General features: G+C 67.5%; 16 protein-coding genes. 6 read left to right on the top strand and 10 right to left on the bottom strand.

The annotated features are described in order from the left end of the window. Positions 1-57 precede the first annotated feature (57 nt). Positions 58-534 (top strand): transcription elongation factor GreA, encoded by a 477-nt coding sequence (gene greA, locus ACP690_RS06395; protein WP_017978083.1) that lies wholly within the window; start codon positions 58-60, stop codon positions 532-534. 484 nt (positions 535-1,018) lie between these two features. On the opposite strand, the gene ACP690_RS06390 is transcribed toward greA, so the two are convergent. The 5 genes from ACP690_RS06390 to ACP690_RS06370 form a co-directional block, all read right to left on the bottom strand. Further along, entirely contained in the window at positions 1,019-1,249 is a 231-nt protein-coding gene (locus ACP690_RS06390) for a DUF4170 domain-containing protein (protein ID WP_017978084.1), read from the bottom strand. 194 nt (positions 1,250-1,443) lie between these two features. Further along, the gene (locus tag ACP690_RS06385; protein ID WP_063688207.1) at positions 1,444-1,869 is read right to left on the bottom strand and encodes a hypothetical protein; all 426 of its coding nucleotides are present in this window, start codon (positions 1,867-1,869) and stop codon (positions 1,444-1,446) included. Positions 1,870-1,906: 37 nt separating this feature from the next. Further along, the gene (locus ACP690_RS06380; RefSeq protein ID WP_017978086.1) at positions 1,907-2,236 is read right to left on the bottom strand and encodes a DUF3618 domain-containing protein; all 330 of its coding nucleotides are present in this window, start codon (positions 2,234-2,236) and stop codon (positions 1,907-1,909) included. After that, the gene (locus ACP690_RS06375) at positions 2,233-2,604 is read right to left on the bottom strand and encodes a phage holin family protein (RefSeq protein ID WP_426260317.1); all 372 of its coding nucleotides are present in this window, start codon (positions 2,602-2,604) and stop codon (positions 2,233-2,235) included. The genes ACP690_RS06380 and ACP690_RS06375 overlap by 4 nt, the downstream gene beginning before the upstream one ends. A 7-nt stretch (positions 2,605-2,611) precedes the next feature. Beyond that, positions 2,612-3,073: a hypothetical protein gene (locus ACP690_RS06370; RefSeq protein WP_426260318.1), complete on the bottom strand. Its 462-nt coding sequence runs from the start codon at positions 3,071-3,073 to the stop codon at positions 2,612-2,614. A 144-nt stretch (positions 3,074-3,217) separates the two neighbouring features. Here ACP690_RS06370 and eno point away from each other — a divergent pair, with 144 nt between their 5' ends. Together eno and ACP690_RS06360 are read left to right on the top strand one after the other, a co-directional pair. Beyond that, a complete protein-coding gene (gene eno, locus ACP690_RS06365; protein ID WP_241892198.1) occupies positions 3,218-4,495 on the top strand; it encodes a phosphopyruvate hydratase in 1,278 nt (425 codons plus the stop codon). Positions 4,496-4,527: 32 nt separating this feature from the next. After that, positions 4,528-4,884, top strand: coding sequence for an FtsB family cell division protein (locus ACP690_RS06360; RefSeq protein WP_426260319.1), 357 nt, complete (start codon positions 4,528-4,530; stop codon positions 4,882-4,884). Positions 4,885-5,166: 282 nt separating this feature from the next. On the opposite strand, the gene ACP690_RS06355 is transcribed toward ACP690_RS06360, so the two are convergent. After that, positions 5,167-5,550, bottom strand: coding sequence for a hypothetical protein (locus ACP690_RS06355; RefSeq protein WP_147036042.1), 384 nt, complete (start codon positions 5,548-5,550; stop codon positions 5,167-5,169). Positions 5,551-5,891: 341 nt separating this feature from the next. Between ACP690_RS06355 and ACP690_RS06350 the strand changes: the two genes are divergently transcribed. Next, positions 5,892-6,314 carry a hypothetical protein gene (locus tag ACP690_RS06350; RefSeq protein WP_426260320.1) on the top strand — a complete coding sequence of 141 codons (423 nt, stop codon included), beginning with the start codon at positions 5,892-5,894 and terminating at the stop codon, positions 6,312-6,314. A gap of 86 nt (positions 6,315-6,400) precedes the next feature. Continuing rightward, positions 6,401-7,978, top strand: a complete 1,578-nt coding sequence (locus ACP690_RS06345; RefSeq protein ID WP_426260321.1) for an alpha-N-arabinofuranosidase — start codon at positions 6,401-6,403, stop codon at positions 7,976-7,978. 164 nt (positions 7,979-8,142) lie between these two features. On the opposite strand, the gene map is transcribed toward ACP690_RS06345, so the two are convergent. Continuing rightward, the gene (map, locus tag ACP690_RS06340; protein WP_017978094.1) at positions 8,143-8,970 is read right to left on the bottom strand and encodes a type I methionyl aminopeptidase; all 828 of its coding nucleotides are present in this window, start codon (positions 8,968-8,970) and stop codon (positions 8,143-8,145) included. 50 nt (positions 8,971-9,020) lie between these two features. Here map and ACP690_RS06335 point away from each other — a divergent pair, with 50 nt between their 5' ends. Beyond that, entirely contained in the window at positions 9,021-9,779 is a 759-nt protein-coding gene (locus ACP690_RS06335; RefSeq protein WP_426260322.1) for a competence/damage-inducible protein A, read from the top strand. A 130-nt stretch (positions 9,780-9,909) separates the two neighbouring features. Here ACP690_RS06335 and ACP690_RS06330 read toward each other — a convergent pair whose 3' ends face one another. The 3 genes from ACP690_RS06330 to ACP690_RS06320 form a co-directional block, all read right to left on the bottom strand. Continuing rightward, positions 9,910-11,823: an alpha-L-fucosidase gene (locus ACP690_RS06330; RefSeq protein ID WP_426260323.1), complete on the bottom strand. Its 1,914-nt coding sequence runs from the start codon at positions 11,821-11,823 to the stop codon at positions 9,910-9,912. Between the two features lie 174 nt (positions 11,824-11,997). Beyond that, positions 11,998-14,400, bottom strand: coding sequence for a GH92 family glycosyl hydrolase (locus ACP690_RS06325; RefSeq protein WP_426260324.1), 2,403 nt, complete (start codon positions 14,398-14,400; stop codon positions 11,998-12,000). Continuing rightward, complete coding sequence (locus ACP690_RS06320; RefSeq protein WP_426260325.1) at positions 14,400-15,821, bottom strand: glycoside hydrolase family 125 protein; 1,422 nt, start codon at positions 15,819-15,821, stop codon at positions 14,400-14,402. Before ACP690_RS06320 ends, ACP690_RS06325 begins: the two co-directional genes overlap by 1 nt. Positions 15,822-15,898 lie beyond the last annotated feature (77 nt).

Genomic DNA, 15,898 nt, shown 5'->3' with positions numbered 1-15,898 from the left:
CGGGGGCGGGCCGGACAACGGCCCGCCCGCGGGGATGAAGCAATTGGGGACTGACACATGGCGACCGTCGAAAAGATGCCGATGCTCCAGGAGGGCTATGAGAAGCTCACCGCGGATCTGAAGCGTCTGAAAGCCGAACGCCCCCTGATCGTCGACGCGATCGAGGAAGCCCGCGCGCACGGCGACCTGTCGGAAAACGCCGAATATCACGCTGCCAAGGAGCAGCAGGGCCAGAATGAGGCGACGATCGCCGACATCGAAAGCAAGCTGTCGCGCGCGCAGATCATCGATCCGCGCGAACTGTCGGGCGACAAGGTGGTGTTCGGCGCGACCGTGACGCTGCTCGACGACGACGACAAGCCGGTAAAGTACCAGATCGTCGGTGAGACCGAGGCGAACGCCAAGACCGGCCGGATCTCGTACAATTCGCCGCTGGGCCGCGCGCTGATCGGGCGCAAGGTAGACGACGAGGTCGAGGTGTCGGTGCCGGCCGGCGACCGCTATTATGTTGTGTCGAAGGTCGAGTTTATCTGAGGGGTTGCGGGGGTGGCGGTGTTCTCCGCCACTCCGTCATCCCGGCGCAAGCCGGGATCCATGGACACGGCGCCATTCGCGTTGGTGGGACACAGCAGCCTCGTTGCCTCCATGGATCCCGGCGTTCGCCGGGATGACGAGGGGGGGGTGGTCTCGCCTTTAGCCGAAGCGCTGCTCGGCTTTTACGTCGCGGCTAGGTGTCTAACCCACGGCCGTCATCTGCTGTTGATCGCACGACGCGCCCCTACCCACACCGTCATTCCCGCGGAGGCGGGAATCCATATGCCGTGCGGTTTCGGCTCCATCGCTGTCGTTAGCGTGTCTGGATTCCCGCCTTCGCGGGAATGACGGGGGTGGGGAAGGCGGGGCGGCATAACCCGCCGTGGGTGGCGCGGACACTGTGGCGTTCCGCACGTCTTAATCATGGTCTCAGCGGCCCCGGACCCGGTCCGGGGCGCAGTGGGGGCGAAGCGCCCCCGTCTGCTTATGCTTCGGGCGTGGTGACCAGATCGGGTTCGAGCAGGCGGTGGAGGTGAACGACGACGAACTTCATCTCGGCGTCGTCGACGGTGCGCTGGGCGTTGGCGCGCCAGGCCTTTTCGGCGCTCGCATAGTCGGGGAAGATGCCGACGACGTCGAGCTTCGACGGATCGGCCCAGTCGAGCGTGCGGGGATCGGTGACGCGGCCGCCGAAGACGAGGTGGAGCTTGCTCATGCGCTGAGATTCCTGGGGTGATGATTTTACCCCGCCATCCCTAGCGTGTTGCGGCGCAATATTGAACCCCGGATGGCCTAGGTAGGGCGGGCCATCGGGGCACCGTTTCGTCATGGCGAGCGAAGCGCGGCGATCCAGGGCGTCTTGGTCCGGCTCCGGATGGCGTCGCTTCGCTCGCAATGAGGGGATTGGGCTTAATCCTTGGCGCGGGCCGACTGCGCCGCGGCGGAACCTGCGGTGGTCGCGGCCTTGGCGATGCCCTGGAACAGCGACTTCACCTGATCCTTGGCGGCGTCCTTCGACAGGCCGGCGTTCTGGAGTTCGGTGGCGCCGGCTTCGCGCGCGGCGGCGACGGCGCTGCGGGCGCGCTCGCCGAGCGAACGGCCGAGCGGGGCGAGCAGCTGCTTTTCCTTTGCCGAACGCGGGATCAGCGCACCGGCGAGCGCACCGATCGCAATGCCACCGGCGACGATGGCGAGCGGGTTCGCCTCGATCGCGTCGGCGGTGCGGCGCGCGGCGTCGCTGGCGGCGTGCTTGGCATCGTCGAGCCGGTCATGCACTTCGGCCTTGATGTCGGCGGTGGCGTCGGCGACGCGATCCTGGGTCTGGGTGTCGGTCATGGGTCTATCCTTTGCGTGGATGCGCGGGGAACGCGGATCAGTCCTTGGGGCCGAGGCCGGGTTCGTGATTGCGTTTGAAGCGATGCGGCTTGTCCTTCTTGCGGAACAGGCCGGCGAGGCGATGGCGGGCGAGGAACAGGCCGGCGACGGCGGTGACCCCGGCAACTGCGCCGGGATTGCGCACCGCCGTGTCGAGGCTGGCCTGGGCCGCGGCCTGCCCCTTGTCGGCGACGTCGCGCGCTGCCTGCTTGGCGAGATCGCGCGGGTTGAGGCGAACCTGCAGCTTGCGCAACGTGCCCGACAGGCGTTCACGCGCCGCGGCGGCTTCCGCTTCGGCGTCGAGCAGGCGGGTGGCGGGATCGGTCACAGCTGCTTCTCCGTGGCAGGGGCGAGGCGGCTCTTGCCGATGAGGGCGAGGCTGGCGGCGATCGCGAGCACCGCGATCACGACGGCGAGCGTCGCGAGGCCAGGGCCGATCAGCGTCGCGAGCGTCAGGACCGCACCGACCAGCGCCGTGATCAACGCGGCGAGCGCCAGCACCCCGGCGACGACGAAGAACACGATCGCGCTGCGATACGCGCTGACGCGTTCGCCGATCCGCGCCTTCACCACCGCCACTTCGGCGCTGGCGAGCCCGCGGGCGTCCTCGACGAGCTGGCTGACGAGGTCGGTGATCCCTTCCTCGCCAGACCCTACGGTTTCGCCCGCGGTTTCGATTGTCGGCAAGACCGCCACGAGCCCCTTACGCCTTGTCGTCGAGGCCGGACTGGACGACCCGGGCGAGCGCGAAGCCCAGCGCCGCGGCGACGCCGATCGCGACGCCCGGGCTCTTGCGGACGAAGGCGCGTGCGTCGTCGAGCAGCTCGTCGACGTTCTTGTCGCGGATCTGGCCGGAGAAGTTGGAGACGACACCGGCTGCCGAACGGGCGTAATCGCCGTACTGCGCACCGAGCTTGTCGTCGACCTGGCCGGCGGCGTCCTGGATCATCTGCGACAGCTGGTCGAGGCCACCGATCGCACGCTCCTTGCCGGTGTCGGCCAGCGTGCGGATCTTGTCGGTCGCCTGCGCGCCGTATTTCGCCGAATAGTCCTTGGCGGTCTGCTTCGCCTGTTCGACGCGACTGGTCGCGCCATCGACATCGTTGCTGGCGGTGGAGGAGAGGGTGTCGCCGTCGAGGACGGGGTTCAGATCGGTATCGGACATGGTGGCCCTTTCGTGACAGTCTCGTATCGAAGCCTCTAACCCCGGCCGACGACGGCCGGTTCCCTTGCGGCAGGCAATTGCCGCCCGCGCGGCGAGCGGGTAGAGGCCGCGGCATCTGAGCCCCAGAGGTAGGAGCATCGTTACGTGACCGCAATCATCGACATCCATGGCCGGCAGATCCTCGACAGCCGCGGCAACCCGACGGTGGAGGTCGACGTGCTGCTGGAGGACGGCAGCTTCGGCCGCGCGGCGGTGCCCTCGGGCGCGTCGACCGGCGCGCATGAGGCGGTCGAAAAGCGCGACGGCGACAAGAGCCGCTGGGGTGGCAAGGGCGTCGACGATGCCGTCGAGGCGGTGAACGGCGAGCTGGTCGAAAAGCTGATCGGCATGGATGCCGAGGATCAGGCCGATCTGGACGCGGCGATGATCGAGCTGGACGGCACCGAGAACAAGGGGCGCCTGGGCGCCAATGCGATCCTGGGCGTCAGCTTGGCGGCGGCGAAGGCGGCGGCGGAAGCGCGCGGCATGCCGCTGTACAAATACGTCGGCGGCGTGTCGGCGCATGTGCTGCCGGTGCCGATGATGAACATCATCAACGGCGGCGAGCACGCGGACAACCCGATCGATTTCCAGGAATTCATGATCGTGCCGGTCGGCGCGGAGAACATTCTGGAGGCGGTGCGCTGCGGATCGGAAATCTTCCACACACTGAAGAAGGCGCTGCACGACAAGGGGCTGGCGACCGGCGTGGGCGACGAGGGCGGCTTCGCGCCTAACATCGCCAGCACCGAAGAGGCGCTGGGCTTCATCATGCAGAGCATTGAGAAGGCGGGCTATACCCCGGGTGACGACGTGATGCTGGCGCTCGATTGCGCGGCGACCGAATTCTACAAGGACGGCCGCTACAATATTTCGGGCGAAGGCAAGGTGCTCGAAAGCGGCGCGATGGCCGAATATCTCGCCGACCTGACCCGTCGCTACCCGATCTTCTCGATCGAGGACGGCATGAGCGAGGACGATTGGGAAGGCTGGAAGGCGCTGACCGATCTGATCGGCGACAAGGTGCAGCTGGTCGGCGACGATCTGTTCGTCACCAACCCCAAGCGCCTGAAGCGCGGCATCGAGGGCGGCTATGCCAATTCGCTGCTGGTGAAGGTAAACCAGATCGGCACGCTGACCGAGACGCTGGAAGCGGTGAACATGGCACAGCGCAACCGCTACACCGCCGTCATGAGCCATCGTTCGGGCGAGACCGAGGATGCGACGATCGCCGACCTGGCGGTCGCCACCAACTGCGGCCAGATCAAGACCGGCTCGCTGGCCCGGTCGGACCGGCTCGCCAAGTACAACCAGCTGATTCGCATCGAAGAAGAATTGGGCGACTCGGCACGATATGCGGGCCGGAGCGTTCTGAAGGCTTGATCCCGGACGGGATGCAAGCGAGGATGTAAACCATGGCGCGGGCGGTAACGGCACGGAAAGGCACGAACGGAGGGCGGTCGAACCCATCGACCGCGTTCCGCAAGGTCATGCGTCGTGCCGCGCTGCCCGCGCTGGGCTTTACGATCATGGCGTTCTTCGGTGCCTATGCCGTGCTGGGGCCGAACGGCATTCTGGCCTATGGCGATTACAAGAAGCAGCTGGCGCGGCGGGAGGTGCAATTTGCCTCGCTCGACCAGAAGCGGACGGTTTTGCAGAACCGCGTCGCCTTGCTCGACCCCGACCATGCCAATCCGGATATGGTCGATGAGATGGTGCGCAAGGAACTGAACGTTGCGCATCCGGATGAGGTGATCGTTCCGTTGAAGTAGGGGCGGTTGGCGCGTTGGGTGCGTTTCGGGTGATGCCGCGAGCGGGCGGTTTTCGTCGTTGATTTTGTGCGTCTCACGCGCGCCGTCACCCCGGACTTGTTCCGGGGTCCACTTTGCGGCGAGGGGGTGGTTCGAGCCTCTTGCCGTCCCCTTGCGGCCCGGTGGATGCCGGACCAAGTCCGGCATGACGGGGTGGGGTTTGCGGAGGTTGGGTCCCTATAAGGGTCGCGTTCTCGTTGGGACAACGCTCGGGCGTCTAGAAGCCGGACCACTCCGCCGCCATCATTCCTGGGAGTGTGGCGGTCCGAGGTCGGTGTCGCCGCCTTTGTCGCGTCCTTCGCCGCCGGTCTGTGGGTAACCGTCGCCAGCCGCGGCGTCGCTGCTGAAGTCCTCGCCGGGATTGCCGCCGCCGGCGCCGCTGCCGCTGCCATGGACCGCGCCCGTCTGAGGGTCGAACGAGGCGCGCAGGCCGTTTTCGGGCGGCAGGTTCGGGTCTTGCGGCGGATGCGGATCGCCGGGGCGGGCGGCGACGGTGCCGCTGGGGGTCTGGCGACCGAGGTCGGATTCGCGGTCGCGGTGATAGTCCAGGCCGTAGCGGCCGGCATCGCGATCGAAGGGATTGCCGGTCGTGTCGCGGTCGGGATCGACCTTGCTGGTGTCGGGCATCGGTGCATCCTGTCGTGGGATGACAGGTAACGCGTTGGGATCGCAGGCGTATCCCATCGGACATCAGGGGCGGGGCGAGCGGCTGAAAACCGACGCAATCCCTAGGGTCCGTGAGGATGCCATTCTTTTAATACCGACCGGTACGAAAGCCGTTGACGGCGCCGTGATCCGCTTTTATACCGCTTGGTATAGAAGATGACGAGGCATTCATGTTGCGAGGGACCGCAGCGCCGGATGAAGAGCCTTTGCCATCTCGATTGAACGACACTGACGATGCAGCGCGCACCGTGCCCTTTGGCGCGGACGGGAGGCCTGCGGCTCGGATAAAAGGGAGTGACACCATGGCTTTTCTCGCTTTCGCCGAACCGGGCAACGCCGGCTATGCCCGCGTGAGCGCGCAGGGGCTGGCCGCGGACGCCCCGCGGGTGACGGCGCCGACCGAGGACCGCCCGGTGCTGAGCGAGCTGGAGCGGTCGGTCATCGGCCTTGCGCGTGGGGACGGCCTGTCGACGCTGCGCCAGCCGGGGCGGCTGTCACGCGGGCTGGAGCTGGTGTTCGGTGTGCGGATCAGCCCGATGCTGGCCGATCCCAAGCTGGAGGCGCTGCGCCGGGTCGCGGTGCTGAGCTGGAAGCGCGGCTATGCGATCGCCTCGGCCGAGGTGAAGGCCTTCCTGGCCGCCGGTTACTCGCCGGCGCATTACGAGCTGGTCGTGGATACGATCGCGGCGGCGCGGCAGGCCGAAAGCCGGCGCGGACGGCGCTGAAACTCCTTTTGTCTAACAAATTGACGGGTCGGGTGTAGGCCGATAGTCATGGCCCCAGCGCGCAGGGACGCGTCGGGGAGAGATGCATGAAGACGATGCTGAGGCTGCTGCTATGCTCTGCGCTGGCGGCGGCGGTGCCTGTCGCGGCGGATGCGCAGGATGCGACGGCGACAGCGACGGGGCCGACCGATATCGTATCGGTGCGCGGCGACCATCCGGGGCCCAAATACGATCGCCGCCTGTTCGGCCAGTTCGCCGAGCATCTCGGCACCGGAATCTACGGCGGCATCTGGGTCGGGCCGGGCAGCAAGATCCCCAATGTTCGTGGCTATCGCACCGACGTGCTCGACGCGCTGAAGGCGATCCGCGTGCCCGTCGTCCGCTGGCCGGGCGGCTGCTTCGCCGATGAATATATCTGGCGCGAGGGTATCGGCCCGCGCAACAAGCGCCCGGTCAAGATCAACACCCATTGGGGCGGCGTGACCGAGGATAACGCGGTCGGCACGCACGAATTCATGGACTATTCCGAGATGCTTGGCGCCGATGCTTATGTGTCGGGCAACGTCGGGTCCGGCTCGCCGCGCGAGATGGCCGAGTGGGTCGAATATATGACCTCGCCGACCGGATCGACGCTGGCCAAGGAGCGCGCCGCCAACGGCCGCAAGACGCCGTGGAAGCTGCCGATGTTCGGCATCGGCAACGAATTGTGGGGCTGTGGCGGCAACATGCTGCCCGACTATGCCGCCGACGAGACGCGCAAGTTCGCGACCTTCGTCAAGACGCCCGAAGGCGTGCCGATCATGAAGATCGCGAGCGGCGCGAATTCGACCGACTATAACTGGACCGACGTCATGATGCGCAAGGCGGGCACCATGATCCAGGGCATCGGCGTCCATTATTACACCGTCCCCGGCAGCTGGGAGCATAAGGGCGCGGCGACCGGCTTCAGCGAAGACGAGTGGGCGGTGACGATATCCAAGGCGCTGAAGATGGACGAATTGCTCCAGGAGCATTCGCGCATCATGGACAAATACGATCCCAAGAAGAAGGTCGCGCTGCTGGTCGACGAATGGGGCACCTGGTACGATCAGGAACCGGGATCGCATCCGGGGTTCCTCTACCAGCAAAACAGCCTGCGCGATGCGGTGGTGGCGAGCCTGAACCTCGATATCTTCGCCAAATATGCCGACCGGGTGCGCGGGGCGAACATCGCGCAGATGGTCAACGTGCTGCAGGCGATGATCCTGACCGACGGCAACCGCATGCTGAGGACGCCCACCTATTGGGTGTTCGACATGTACAAGGATTATCAGGACGGCACGGTGCTGCCGGTCGAGGTCGCCTCGCACTGGTATACGCGCGGCAAATACGAGGTGCGCGCGGTGAGCGCGAGCGCGGTGCGGGGCACCGATGGCGTGATCCATGTCGGGCTGACCAATGTCGATCCCAACCGGGCGACGACGGTGACCGTCCAGCTGGCCGGGCTGGCGGGCAAGAGCGTGACGGGGCGTATCCTGACGGCGCCGACGATGGATGCGCACAATACCTTTGAGGCGCCTGACACGCTGAAGCCGGTGGCGTTCACCGGCGCGAGCCTGGGGGCGAACGGCCTGCTGTCGGTCGCGCTGCCGGCGAAGTCGGTGGTGATGCTGGACGTGAGGTGAGGGGAGGGGCGGGGCGGCGCTGTCTCTCGGCGCCGCTCGCTCCAATCACTCCGTCACCCCGGACGTGTTCCGGGGTCCACTCTGCGGTGAGGGGGAGCTAGAGGCTCCGGCCATTCCCCTGCGACCCGGTGGACCCCGGAACACGTCCGGGGTGACGGAGGAGGTTAGGCGTAGGGCGGCTGGTGGAAGCCGGCGGGGGAGAGCGTGAAGATCTCGCAGCCCTCGTCGGTGATGCCGATCGAATGTTCGAACTGTGCCGATAGCGAGCGGTCGCGCGTCACCGCGGTCCAGCCGTCGTCGAGCAGCTTCACGTCGGGGCGGCCGATGTTAATCATCGGTTCGATCGTGAAGATCATGCCGGGCTTGAGTTCGGGCCCGGTGCCGGGCTTGCCGACGTGGACGACTTCGGGCGCGTCGTGGAACAGCAGCCCCAGGCCATGGCCGCAGAAATCGCGGACGACGCCGTAGCGGTGCTTTTCGGCATGGCGCTGGATCGCATGCGCGACGTCGCCCATGTGGTTGCCGGGCTTGGCCTGTTCGATGCCGAGCATCAGGCATTCGTAGGTCACTTCGACCAGCCGCTTCGCCTTCAGGGGCACGTCGCCGATCAGGTACATGCGGCTGGTGTCGCCGTGCCAGCCATCGACGATCGGCGTGACGTCGACGTTGACGATGTCGCCGGACTTCAGCGTCTTGTCGCTGGGGATGCCGTGGCAGACGACGTGGTTGATCGAGATGCAGGTCGAATGCGTGTAGCCGCGATAGCCCAGGGTCGCGGGCACGCCGCCGTTCGCGGTGACGAAGTCGTAGATCAGCCGGTCGAGCTCCGCGGTCGTGACGCCCGGCACCATGTGCGGCACCAGCATGTCGAGCGTTTCGGCGGCGAGGCGTCCGGCCTTGTGCATGCCGGCGAAGGCGGCGGGGCCATGGAGCTTGATCGCGCCGGTGCGCCCTTCCGGCGCGTCGGAGGTGACGGTCACATATTCGGTCATCGCGCGTATATAGCGTGGCGAGCGTCATTTTGCGAGGTAAAGCGGGTCACATGGAGCAGGAACGCATCTGGACCGCCGCGCTGGTCGTCATCGGCGACGAGATTCTGTCGGGGCGCACGCAGGACAAGAATGTCGCCCAATTGGCCAGCTGGCTGAACGTGCAGGGCATTCGCCTGGCCGAAGTGCGCGTGGTGGCGGACAAGACCGCGGCGATCGTCGAGGCGGTGAACACGCTGCGCGCGCGCAACGACTATCTGTTCACCACCGGCGGGATCGGGCCGACGCATGACGACATCACCGTCGATGCGATCGCCGAGGCGCTGGGCGTGGGCGTCGAGCACCATCCGGAGGCACTGGCGACGCTGGAACGCTATTACGCGACGCGCGGCGGGCTGACCGAGGCGCGGGCGCGGATGGCACGCGTGCCGGCGGGCGCGGGGCTGATCCCCAATCGCGTGTCGGGCGCGCCGGGCATCCACGTCGAAAATATCTACATCATGGCGGGCGTACCGCATATCACCGCGGGGATGCTGGATGCGCTGACGGGCACGCTGGAGGGCGGCCGGCCGGTGGTATCGGGGACGATCGGCTGCTGGGTCGCGGAGAGCGAGGTCGCCGATCTGCTGCGCAACGCCGAGAAGGCGCACGAAGGCGTGTCGATCGGGAGCTATCCGTTTTTCCGCGAAGGGCGGACGGGGGCGAATTTCGTCGTGCGCAGCGCGGATGCGGGGTTGGTCGAGGGGTGTCTGGCGGATTTGACGCGGGAGCTGGAGGCGACCGGGCGTGCGGTGGTGGCGGGGGGGATTTAGTCTTTTCGGTTTCCCGTTCGTCACCCCGGGCTTGACCCGGGGTCCCGCTTTTTCGTTCGTCGGACGGAAGAAGAAGCGGGACCCCGGCTCTTCGGCCGGGGTGACGGAGTGGGTGGGGTGACGGAGGGAGTTAGCGCGTGAATGCGCCCACGTCGGCGATCGCCAGCTTTTGCGCCGGCACCGCAGTCGCGGCGAAGGTGAGGCGCAGGTAGCGGACGGGGCGCGGGGTGGTGAACGGAATGCGCTGCGTCGAGAGGGCGTAGGCGATGTTCTGGAATTCGCCCTGCGCCGCCGGCGTCCAAGTCTTGCCGTCGGTACTGGTTTCGGCGGTGTAGCCACGCGGTGGGGCGCTGACCTTGTCGGGGTGGCGCCAGGGGGTGAGGCTGAAGCCGGCCACCGTTTGCGTCTTGCCCATGTCGAGCGTCAACGACGCCGGTGTCGTGGTGGGCGCGGGCTGGCTCCAGACGGTGGAGCCGTCGCCGTCGAGCAGCGCTTCGGCGCCGGGCGCGGTGGCGGTGACCACTTTCCAATCGCGCGGCGACAGGACCGCGGCATCGTGGCTGGGCGGTGCGGCGACGGCCACGGGCGCGACGGCGAGGAACAGCGACAGCTCGCTGATCGCCGGGCAGGCGGGTGCTTCGAGGATGACGAGGCGGACGCGGCGGGCGGTGATTGGCTGGGGCAGCCGGATGATCCGCTGCGCGCCGATGCATTCGTGGGTGGCCAGCCGCTGCCAGGCGCCGCCGACCTCCGCCTCGACCGCGAAGCGCGTGACGCGGACGCCGAGGGGCAGGTATTCGCGGATGCGGATCAGGTCGAAGCGGCGGCCGGGCGGCAGATCGAGCGTCAGCGTCGGCGTGGTGTCGCCGTCGGGGGTCGACCAATAGGTGTCGCGGTTCCCGTCGAGCACCTTGGCGGGCGCGAAGGCGGGGCCGCGGGTCGCCGAGGCGCTGGCGACGGCGCCGGTCGCGAGATCGGTCGCGAAGCTGCCACGGATCGCATCGCCGAAGCTCTTGAGCACCGCGACGTCATGATCGGGCAGGCGGCCGCGGCGATCGGGCGGCAGGTTGAGGTGCATGTTGGTGCCGCGCGCGACCGATTCATCGAAGAAGCGGATCAGGCGCGCGGGCGTCTTCACCTTCGAATCCTCGTCGGCATGGTAGAACCAGCCCGGGCGGATCGAAGTGTTGGTTTCCGCCGGCCACCACAAAGGCGCGCCGCGTACGCCGCTGTTGCCTTCCGACTGGACATAGGGGTGGTCGGGCATGGTCGGCCAGCAGGGGTCGCCGGCGATGCCGTCTTCGTTGCCGACCCAGCGGATGTCCGCGCCCAGCGGATCGAAGGTGCAGGCCATCGGCTGATGCTGGTGGACCAGTGCGATGATCGAGGGCCAATTATAGTATTTTGGCGCGTCGATCGTGCGGGTTTCGCGGGCGCCGCCGTAATAGCCGTCGCCGCCATTGGCGCCGTCGAACCAGAATTCGAACAATTCGCCGTAGCGGGTGCAGAGTTCGACCACCTGCTTGCGATAATAGTCGATATATTCGGGGCGGCCGTAGCCGGCGTGGTTTCGGTCCCAGGGCGACAGGTACAGGCCGAACGACAGGCCGTGACGGCGCGTCGCCTGCTCCATTTCGCGGACGATATCGCCCTTGCCGTTCTTGTAGGGGCTGTTGCGGATGCAATGTTCGGTCAGCATCGTCGGCCACAGGCAGAAGCCGTCATGATGCTTGGCGGTGAGGACGATGCCGGTCATGCCGCCGGCCTTGGCCGCGGCGACGATCTGGTCCGCGGAGAAATCGGTCGGGTTGAAGAGCTTCGGGCTCTCGTCGCCATAGCCCCATTCGCGATCGGTGAAGGTGTTGATCGAGAAATGGACGAAGGCGTAGCGTTCGCGCTTGTGCCACGCGAGCTGACGCGTCGAGGGCGTAGCGCCCCAAGGCTTGGGGGCGGCGACCGGGGTCGCGGCGAAACTGGGGGCGGCGGTGGCGGCGCTTGCGGCGAGGCCGGAGGCGATCAGGGTGCGGCGGGAGAGGTCGGTCACGGGTGGCTCCGGGTATTGGGTAGAGCGGGAGTGGGCGGCATTCGGTTCGTCACCCCGGGCTTGTTTCGGGGTCCACCGGGCCGCGGGGGCACGGCTGGAGGCTTTGACCGACCCCCTCGCCGCGGAGTGGACCCCGGAACGAGCCCGGGGTGACGGAGTGAGTGGGGCGGGCCGTCACGCCAGCTGCCGGCCGTTGGAGGGTGGGCGGTCGGCCTTGGCTTGGCCGAAGGTCTTCACGGGCGTCTTGCTCATCGTGAAGACCAGGCGCCCGCCCTTCATCAGGTCGGCGTGGGAAATCCAGTTCTTGGTCCACGGTCGGCCGTTGAGCGTGATCGACCGGACGTAGGGCGTGTCGGCGGTGTTGCCGGGCGCCTCGATCGTCAGGCTCTTGCCGCCGGGCAGCGCGATCTGCGCGCGTTCGAACAGCGGCGAGCCGAAGACATAGACCGCCTCGACCGGATCGACCGGATAGAAGCCGAGCGACGACAGGACGAACCACGCGCTCATCTGGCCGCAATCGTCATTGCCGATGATGCCGTCGGGATCGTTCTTGTACATCTCGGTGCACAGGCGGCGGACCATTCCTTGCGTCTTCCACGCCGCGCCGGTGTAGGCGTACATATAGGCGGCGTGCTGGTCGGGTTCGTTGCCATGCGCGTACTGGCCGACGAGGCCGGCGATGTCGGGCGGGGCGTTGGCGGGCAAGGTCGAGGGCGCGGTGAAGAAGGCGTCGAGCTGGCGTTCGAACTTCGCCTCGCCGCCCATATGCTCCATCAGGCCGTAGATGTCGTGCTGGTTAAGGAAGGTCGCCTGCCAGCCGTTCGCCTCGGTATAGTCGCGCCACCAGGGCTTGGGCATGTGGCCCAATTGGATCGGATCGTAGGGCGTCCACCAGCTGCCGTCGGCGAAGCGCGGGCGGGCAAAGCCGATCGAGCCGTCGATGACGTTGCGCCAGTTGCGCGAGCGCTTGAGCAGGCGGTCGGCCTCCGCCGTCTTGCCGGCGGCGCGGGCGAGGTGCGACGAGGCCCAGTCGTCATAGGCATATTCCTGCGTACGGCTGACGCTTTCAAACAGCTTGTCGGCGGGGACATAGCCCATCGTGTCGTAAAGGTCGCGGCCCTTGCTGTTGTCGAGGTCGGGCGCAGAGAAGTCGAACGAGCGTTTGGCGATGCCGGGCCAGGCGGCGGCGTAATCGGCCTTGATGCCCTTCTTCTGCGCCTCGGCGAGGACGGAGACGGCGTGCCAGCCGATCATCGTGCCCGTCTCGACGCCCTGCAGCGGCCAGCACGGCGGGCCGTAGGGGCTTTGCTGGGTCTGGCGGATGAGGTCGGCGACGAGGCTTTGCGCCTTATCGGGCGCGACGATGGTGAGCAGCGGGTGGAGCGCGCGATACGTGTCCCACAGCGAGAAGGTGCTGTAGGCGGCATTGCCCTGCGGGAGCGTGTGTGTCTTGCGGTCGAGGCCGATGTAGCGGCCGTCGACGTCGGAGAAGAGCGTCGGTGCGAGCAGGGCATGGTAGAGCGCGGAGGTGAAGATCGTGCGCTGATCCTCGGTGCCGCCTTCGACGCCGATCGCGCCGAGTTCGCGCGTCCAGCGGCCTTGCGCGGTGCGGCGGACGGCGTCGAAGTCCCAGGTCCTGCCCTCGGCGGCGAGGTTGGCGCGGGCGCCGGCGACGTCGACGCCGGAGATGCCGCAGCGGATGACGAGCGGGGCGGCGCCGGCGTCGTCGTAATGGAGGACGGCCTTGACGCGGTTGCCCTTCACGCCAGCCGCGCCCTTGGGCTGTTCGGCATCGGCGTCGCCATAGAAGGTGACGCGGTCGGGCTTACGCGACAGCTGCATCGCGAAGTGGATGTGGCGGCCCTTGGCCCAGCGGTTGACGGTGCGGCTGCCGGTGAGCGTACCGGCCGCGTCCATGTCGAGGCTGGCGTCGGTGACGAGCGGGGGATGGTCGCTCTTGTCGAGGATCAGGTGCGACATGTCGATCAGGACGTGTGCGGGGCCGGCGGGGAAGGTGTAGCGGTGGTAGCCGGTCCGCTCCGTCACGGTGAGCTCTCCGCGGACGCCGCTTTCGAGCGCGACGCGGTAATAGCCGGGTTCGGCATGTTCGGCGGTGAAGCGCTGGCGATAGCCGGCGTCGGGGTTGTCGAGTGGTCCGGGGAGCAGCTTCACGGGGCCGCGCGTGGGGACGACGAGCACGTCGAGCATGTCGCCGATGCCGGTGCCCGACAGATGCGTGTGGCTGAAGCCCATGATCGACGTGTCGGTGCGGTGATAGCCCGAACACGCGTCCCAGCGCTCGACGTCTGTGTCGGGGGACAGCTGCACCATGCCGAACGGGACGGTCGCGCCGGGATAGGTGTGGCCGTGGCCGCCGGTGCCGATGAAGAGGTTGGCCTTTGCCGGCGCTGCGGTCGCGGCGAAGGCGGGGAAGGGGAGGCTGGCGGCAGCGGTGGAGGCGAGCAGGGTGCGGCGGGTGACGCCCTCACCCTTCCCACCCGGCTGCGCCGGGCGGGCTCCTTCCCTCTCCCGGTGGGAGAGGGAGGGAGCGGCGAAGCCGCGGAAGGGTGAGGACATCAGAAGGTCTCCATGAGTAGGGCAGGCCGCGTCTTCGCCAGATGCAGGATCAGCTCCGCAAAAAGGCCGTTTGCCCAGGCGAACCAGCTCCGCGTGAACTTGGCGGGATCGTTCCGGTCGAAGCTTTCGTGGATGAAGCCGGTGCCGCCGTCGGTGTCGCGCAGGGTCTTCAGGCAGGCGCGGATCGTGGCGTCGTCGGTGGATGTCAGCGCACGGATGGTGAGCGACATCGGCCAGATCTGGCCTTCGCCGACATGCGGGCCGCCGATGCCTTCGCCCGCCGTGCCTTTGAAGAACCAGGGGTTGGTGTCGCTCCAGCAGGCGTCGCGGGTGCGCTGCCACAGCGGATCGGCGGGATCGACGCAGCCGAGATAGGCGAGGCCCGACAGGCTCGGCACGTTGGCGTCGTCCATGAACAACGCGTTGCCGTAGCCGTCGACCTCATAGGCCCAGACCTCGCGCCCGTCGCGCAGCCGCATCGTGCCGAAGCGGCGCAGTGCGCTTTCGATTTCGAGCGCCAATTGCGTCGCATCGCGGACGATGCCGCCGTCGTTGCCGGTTTCCTGCGCCACCGTGGCGAGTTCGCGCAGTGCGGTCATCGCGAACAGGTTGCTGGGGATCAGCATCGGATAGGTGCAGGAATCGTCCGACGGGCGGAAGCCCGAATGGATCAGGCCGTTGGGCCTGGTGGGGTTGCCATAGCCCCACAGGAGCGTCTCGGTCGGCTGGGGGGCGGAGCGGCGGAAGCTGTAGGGGCCGTGGCCGTCCATCCGCTGCTGCTCGCGGAAGGTCGCGATGCTGCGCTTCGCGGCGGCGGCCCAGGTCGCGTCGAACGGCGTCTTGTCGCCGGTGGCGCGCCAATATTGATGGGCGAGGCGCATCGGGTAGCAGAGCGAATCCACCTCCCATTTCCGCTCGGCGACGCCCGGCTTCATCACGGTGTCGTCGTGCAGCGACCATTCGAGGTTCGATTTCGCCGTCGGGTCTTCCATGAAGGCGTTGGCGTAGCTGTCGATCAGGATACAGCGTGCCTGGCGGGCGATCAGGCCTGAGAACAGGCGGCGCAATTCGGGCGCGGTTTTGACGAGGTGGAGATAGGGCTTGAGCTGCGCGGAACTGTCGCGCAGCCACAGGCAGGGGATGTCGCCGGTGATGACGAAGGCGTCGGGCTTGCCGTCGATGGTGCTCATGCGGACGGTGGTGTCGAGCGTGTTCGGGTAGCAGTTGCCGAACATCCAGCGCAGCTTTGGGTCGCCGATCTGTTTTGCGACGCGGGTGAGGTCGCGCTCGACCGCGGGGCTGGTGAAGCGGCGGTCGGCGGGGGCGGGGCGCTTGCTGGGCAAGGCGGGCGCGGCGAAGGCGGGGGTGGCGGCGCTTGCCGCGGTCGCTGCGCTCGCGGCGAGGAAATGGCGGCGGCTCAATTCTCCACCGTCACCCCGGACTTGGTCCGGGGTCCACTTCGCGGCTGGGGGGGAGGCAAGAGCCTCTGGCCCGCCCC

The sequence above is a fragment of the Sphingomonas sp. DC4900 genome (genome assembly GCF_049896485.1).
GTDB lineage: Bacteria > Pseudomonadota > Alphaproteobacteria > Sphingomonadales > Sphingomonadaceae > Sphingomonas > Sphingomonas aquatilis.
Note: the sequence above shows the minus strand (reverse complement) of the source record. Positions and strands in the feature narration are given on the sequence as shown.

What these genes read in the sequence shown, in the direction of transcription:
- ACP690_RS06355 (WP_147036042.1), bottom strand. Translation starts at nt 5,550, where the DNA reads ATGCCCGACACCAGCAAGGTCGATCCCGACCGCGACACGACCGGCAAT.
- ACP690_RS06370 (WP_426260318.1), bottom strand. Translation starts at nt 3,073, where the DNA reads ATGTCCGATACCGATCTGAACCCCGTCCTCGACGGCGACACCCTCTCC.
- ACP690_RS06350 (WP_426260320.1), top strand. Translation starts at nt 5,892, where the DNA reads ATGGCTTTTCTCGCTTTCGCCGAACCGGGCAACGCCGGCTATGCCCGC.
- ACP690_RS06325 (WP_426260324.1), bottom strand. Translation starts at nt 14,400, where the DNA reads ATGTCCTCACCCTTCCGCGGCTTCGCCGCTCCCTCCCTCTCCCACCGG.
- ACP690_RS06360 (WP_426260319.1), top strand. Translation starts at nt 4,528, where the DNA reads ATGGCGCGGGCGGTAACGGCACGGAAAGGCACGAACGGAGGGCGGTCG.
- ACP690_RS06385 (WP_063688207.1), bottom strand. Translation starts at nt 1,869, where the DNA reads ATGACCGACACCCAGACCCAGGATCGCGTCGCCGACGCCACCGCCGAC.
- ACP690_RS06345 (WP_426260321.1), top strand. Translation starts at nt 6,401, where the DNA reads ATGAAGACGATGCTGAGGCTGCTGCTATGCTCTGCGCTGGCGGCGGCG.
- ACP690_RS06335 (WP_426260322.1), top strand. Translation starts at nt 9,021, where the DNA reads ATGGAGCAGGAACGCATCTGGACCGCCGCGCTGGTCGTCATCGGCGAC.
- map (WP_017978094.1), bottom strand. Translation starts at nt 8,970, where the DNA reads ATGACCGAATATGTGACCGTCACCTCCGACGCGCCGGAAGGGCGCACC.
- ACP690_RS06390 (WP_017978084.1), bottom strand. Translation starts at nt 1,249, where the DNA reads ATGAGCAAGCTCCACCTCGTCTTCGGCGGCCGCGTCACCGATCCCCGC.
- greA (WP_017978083.1), top strand. Translation starts at nt 58, where the DNA reads ATGGCGACCGTCGAAAAGATGCCGATGCTCCAGGAGGGCTATGAGAAG.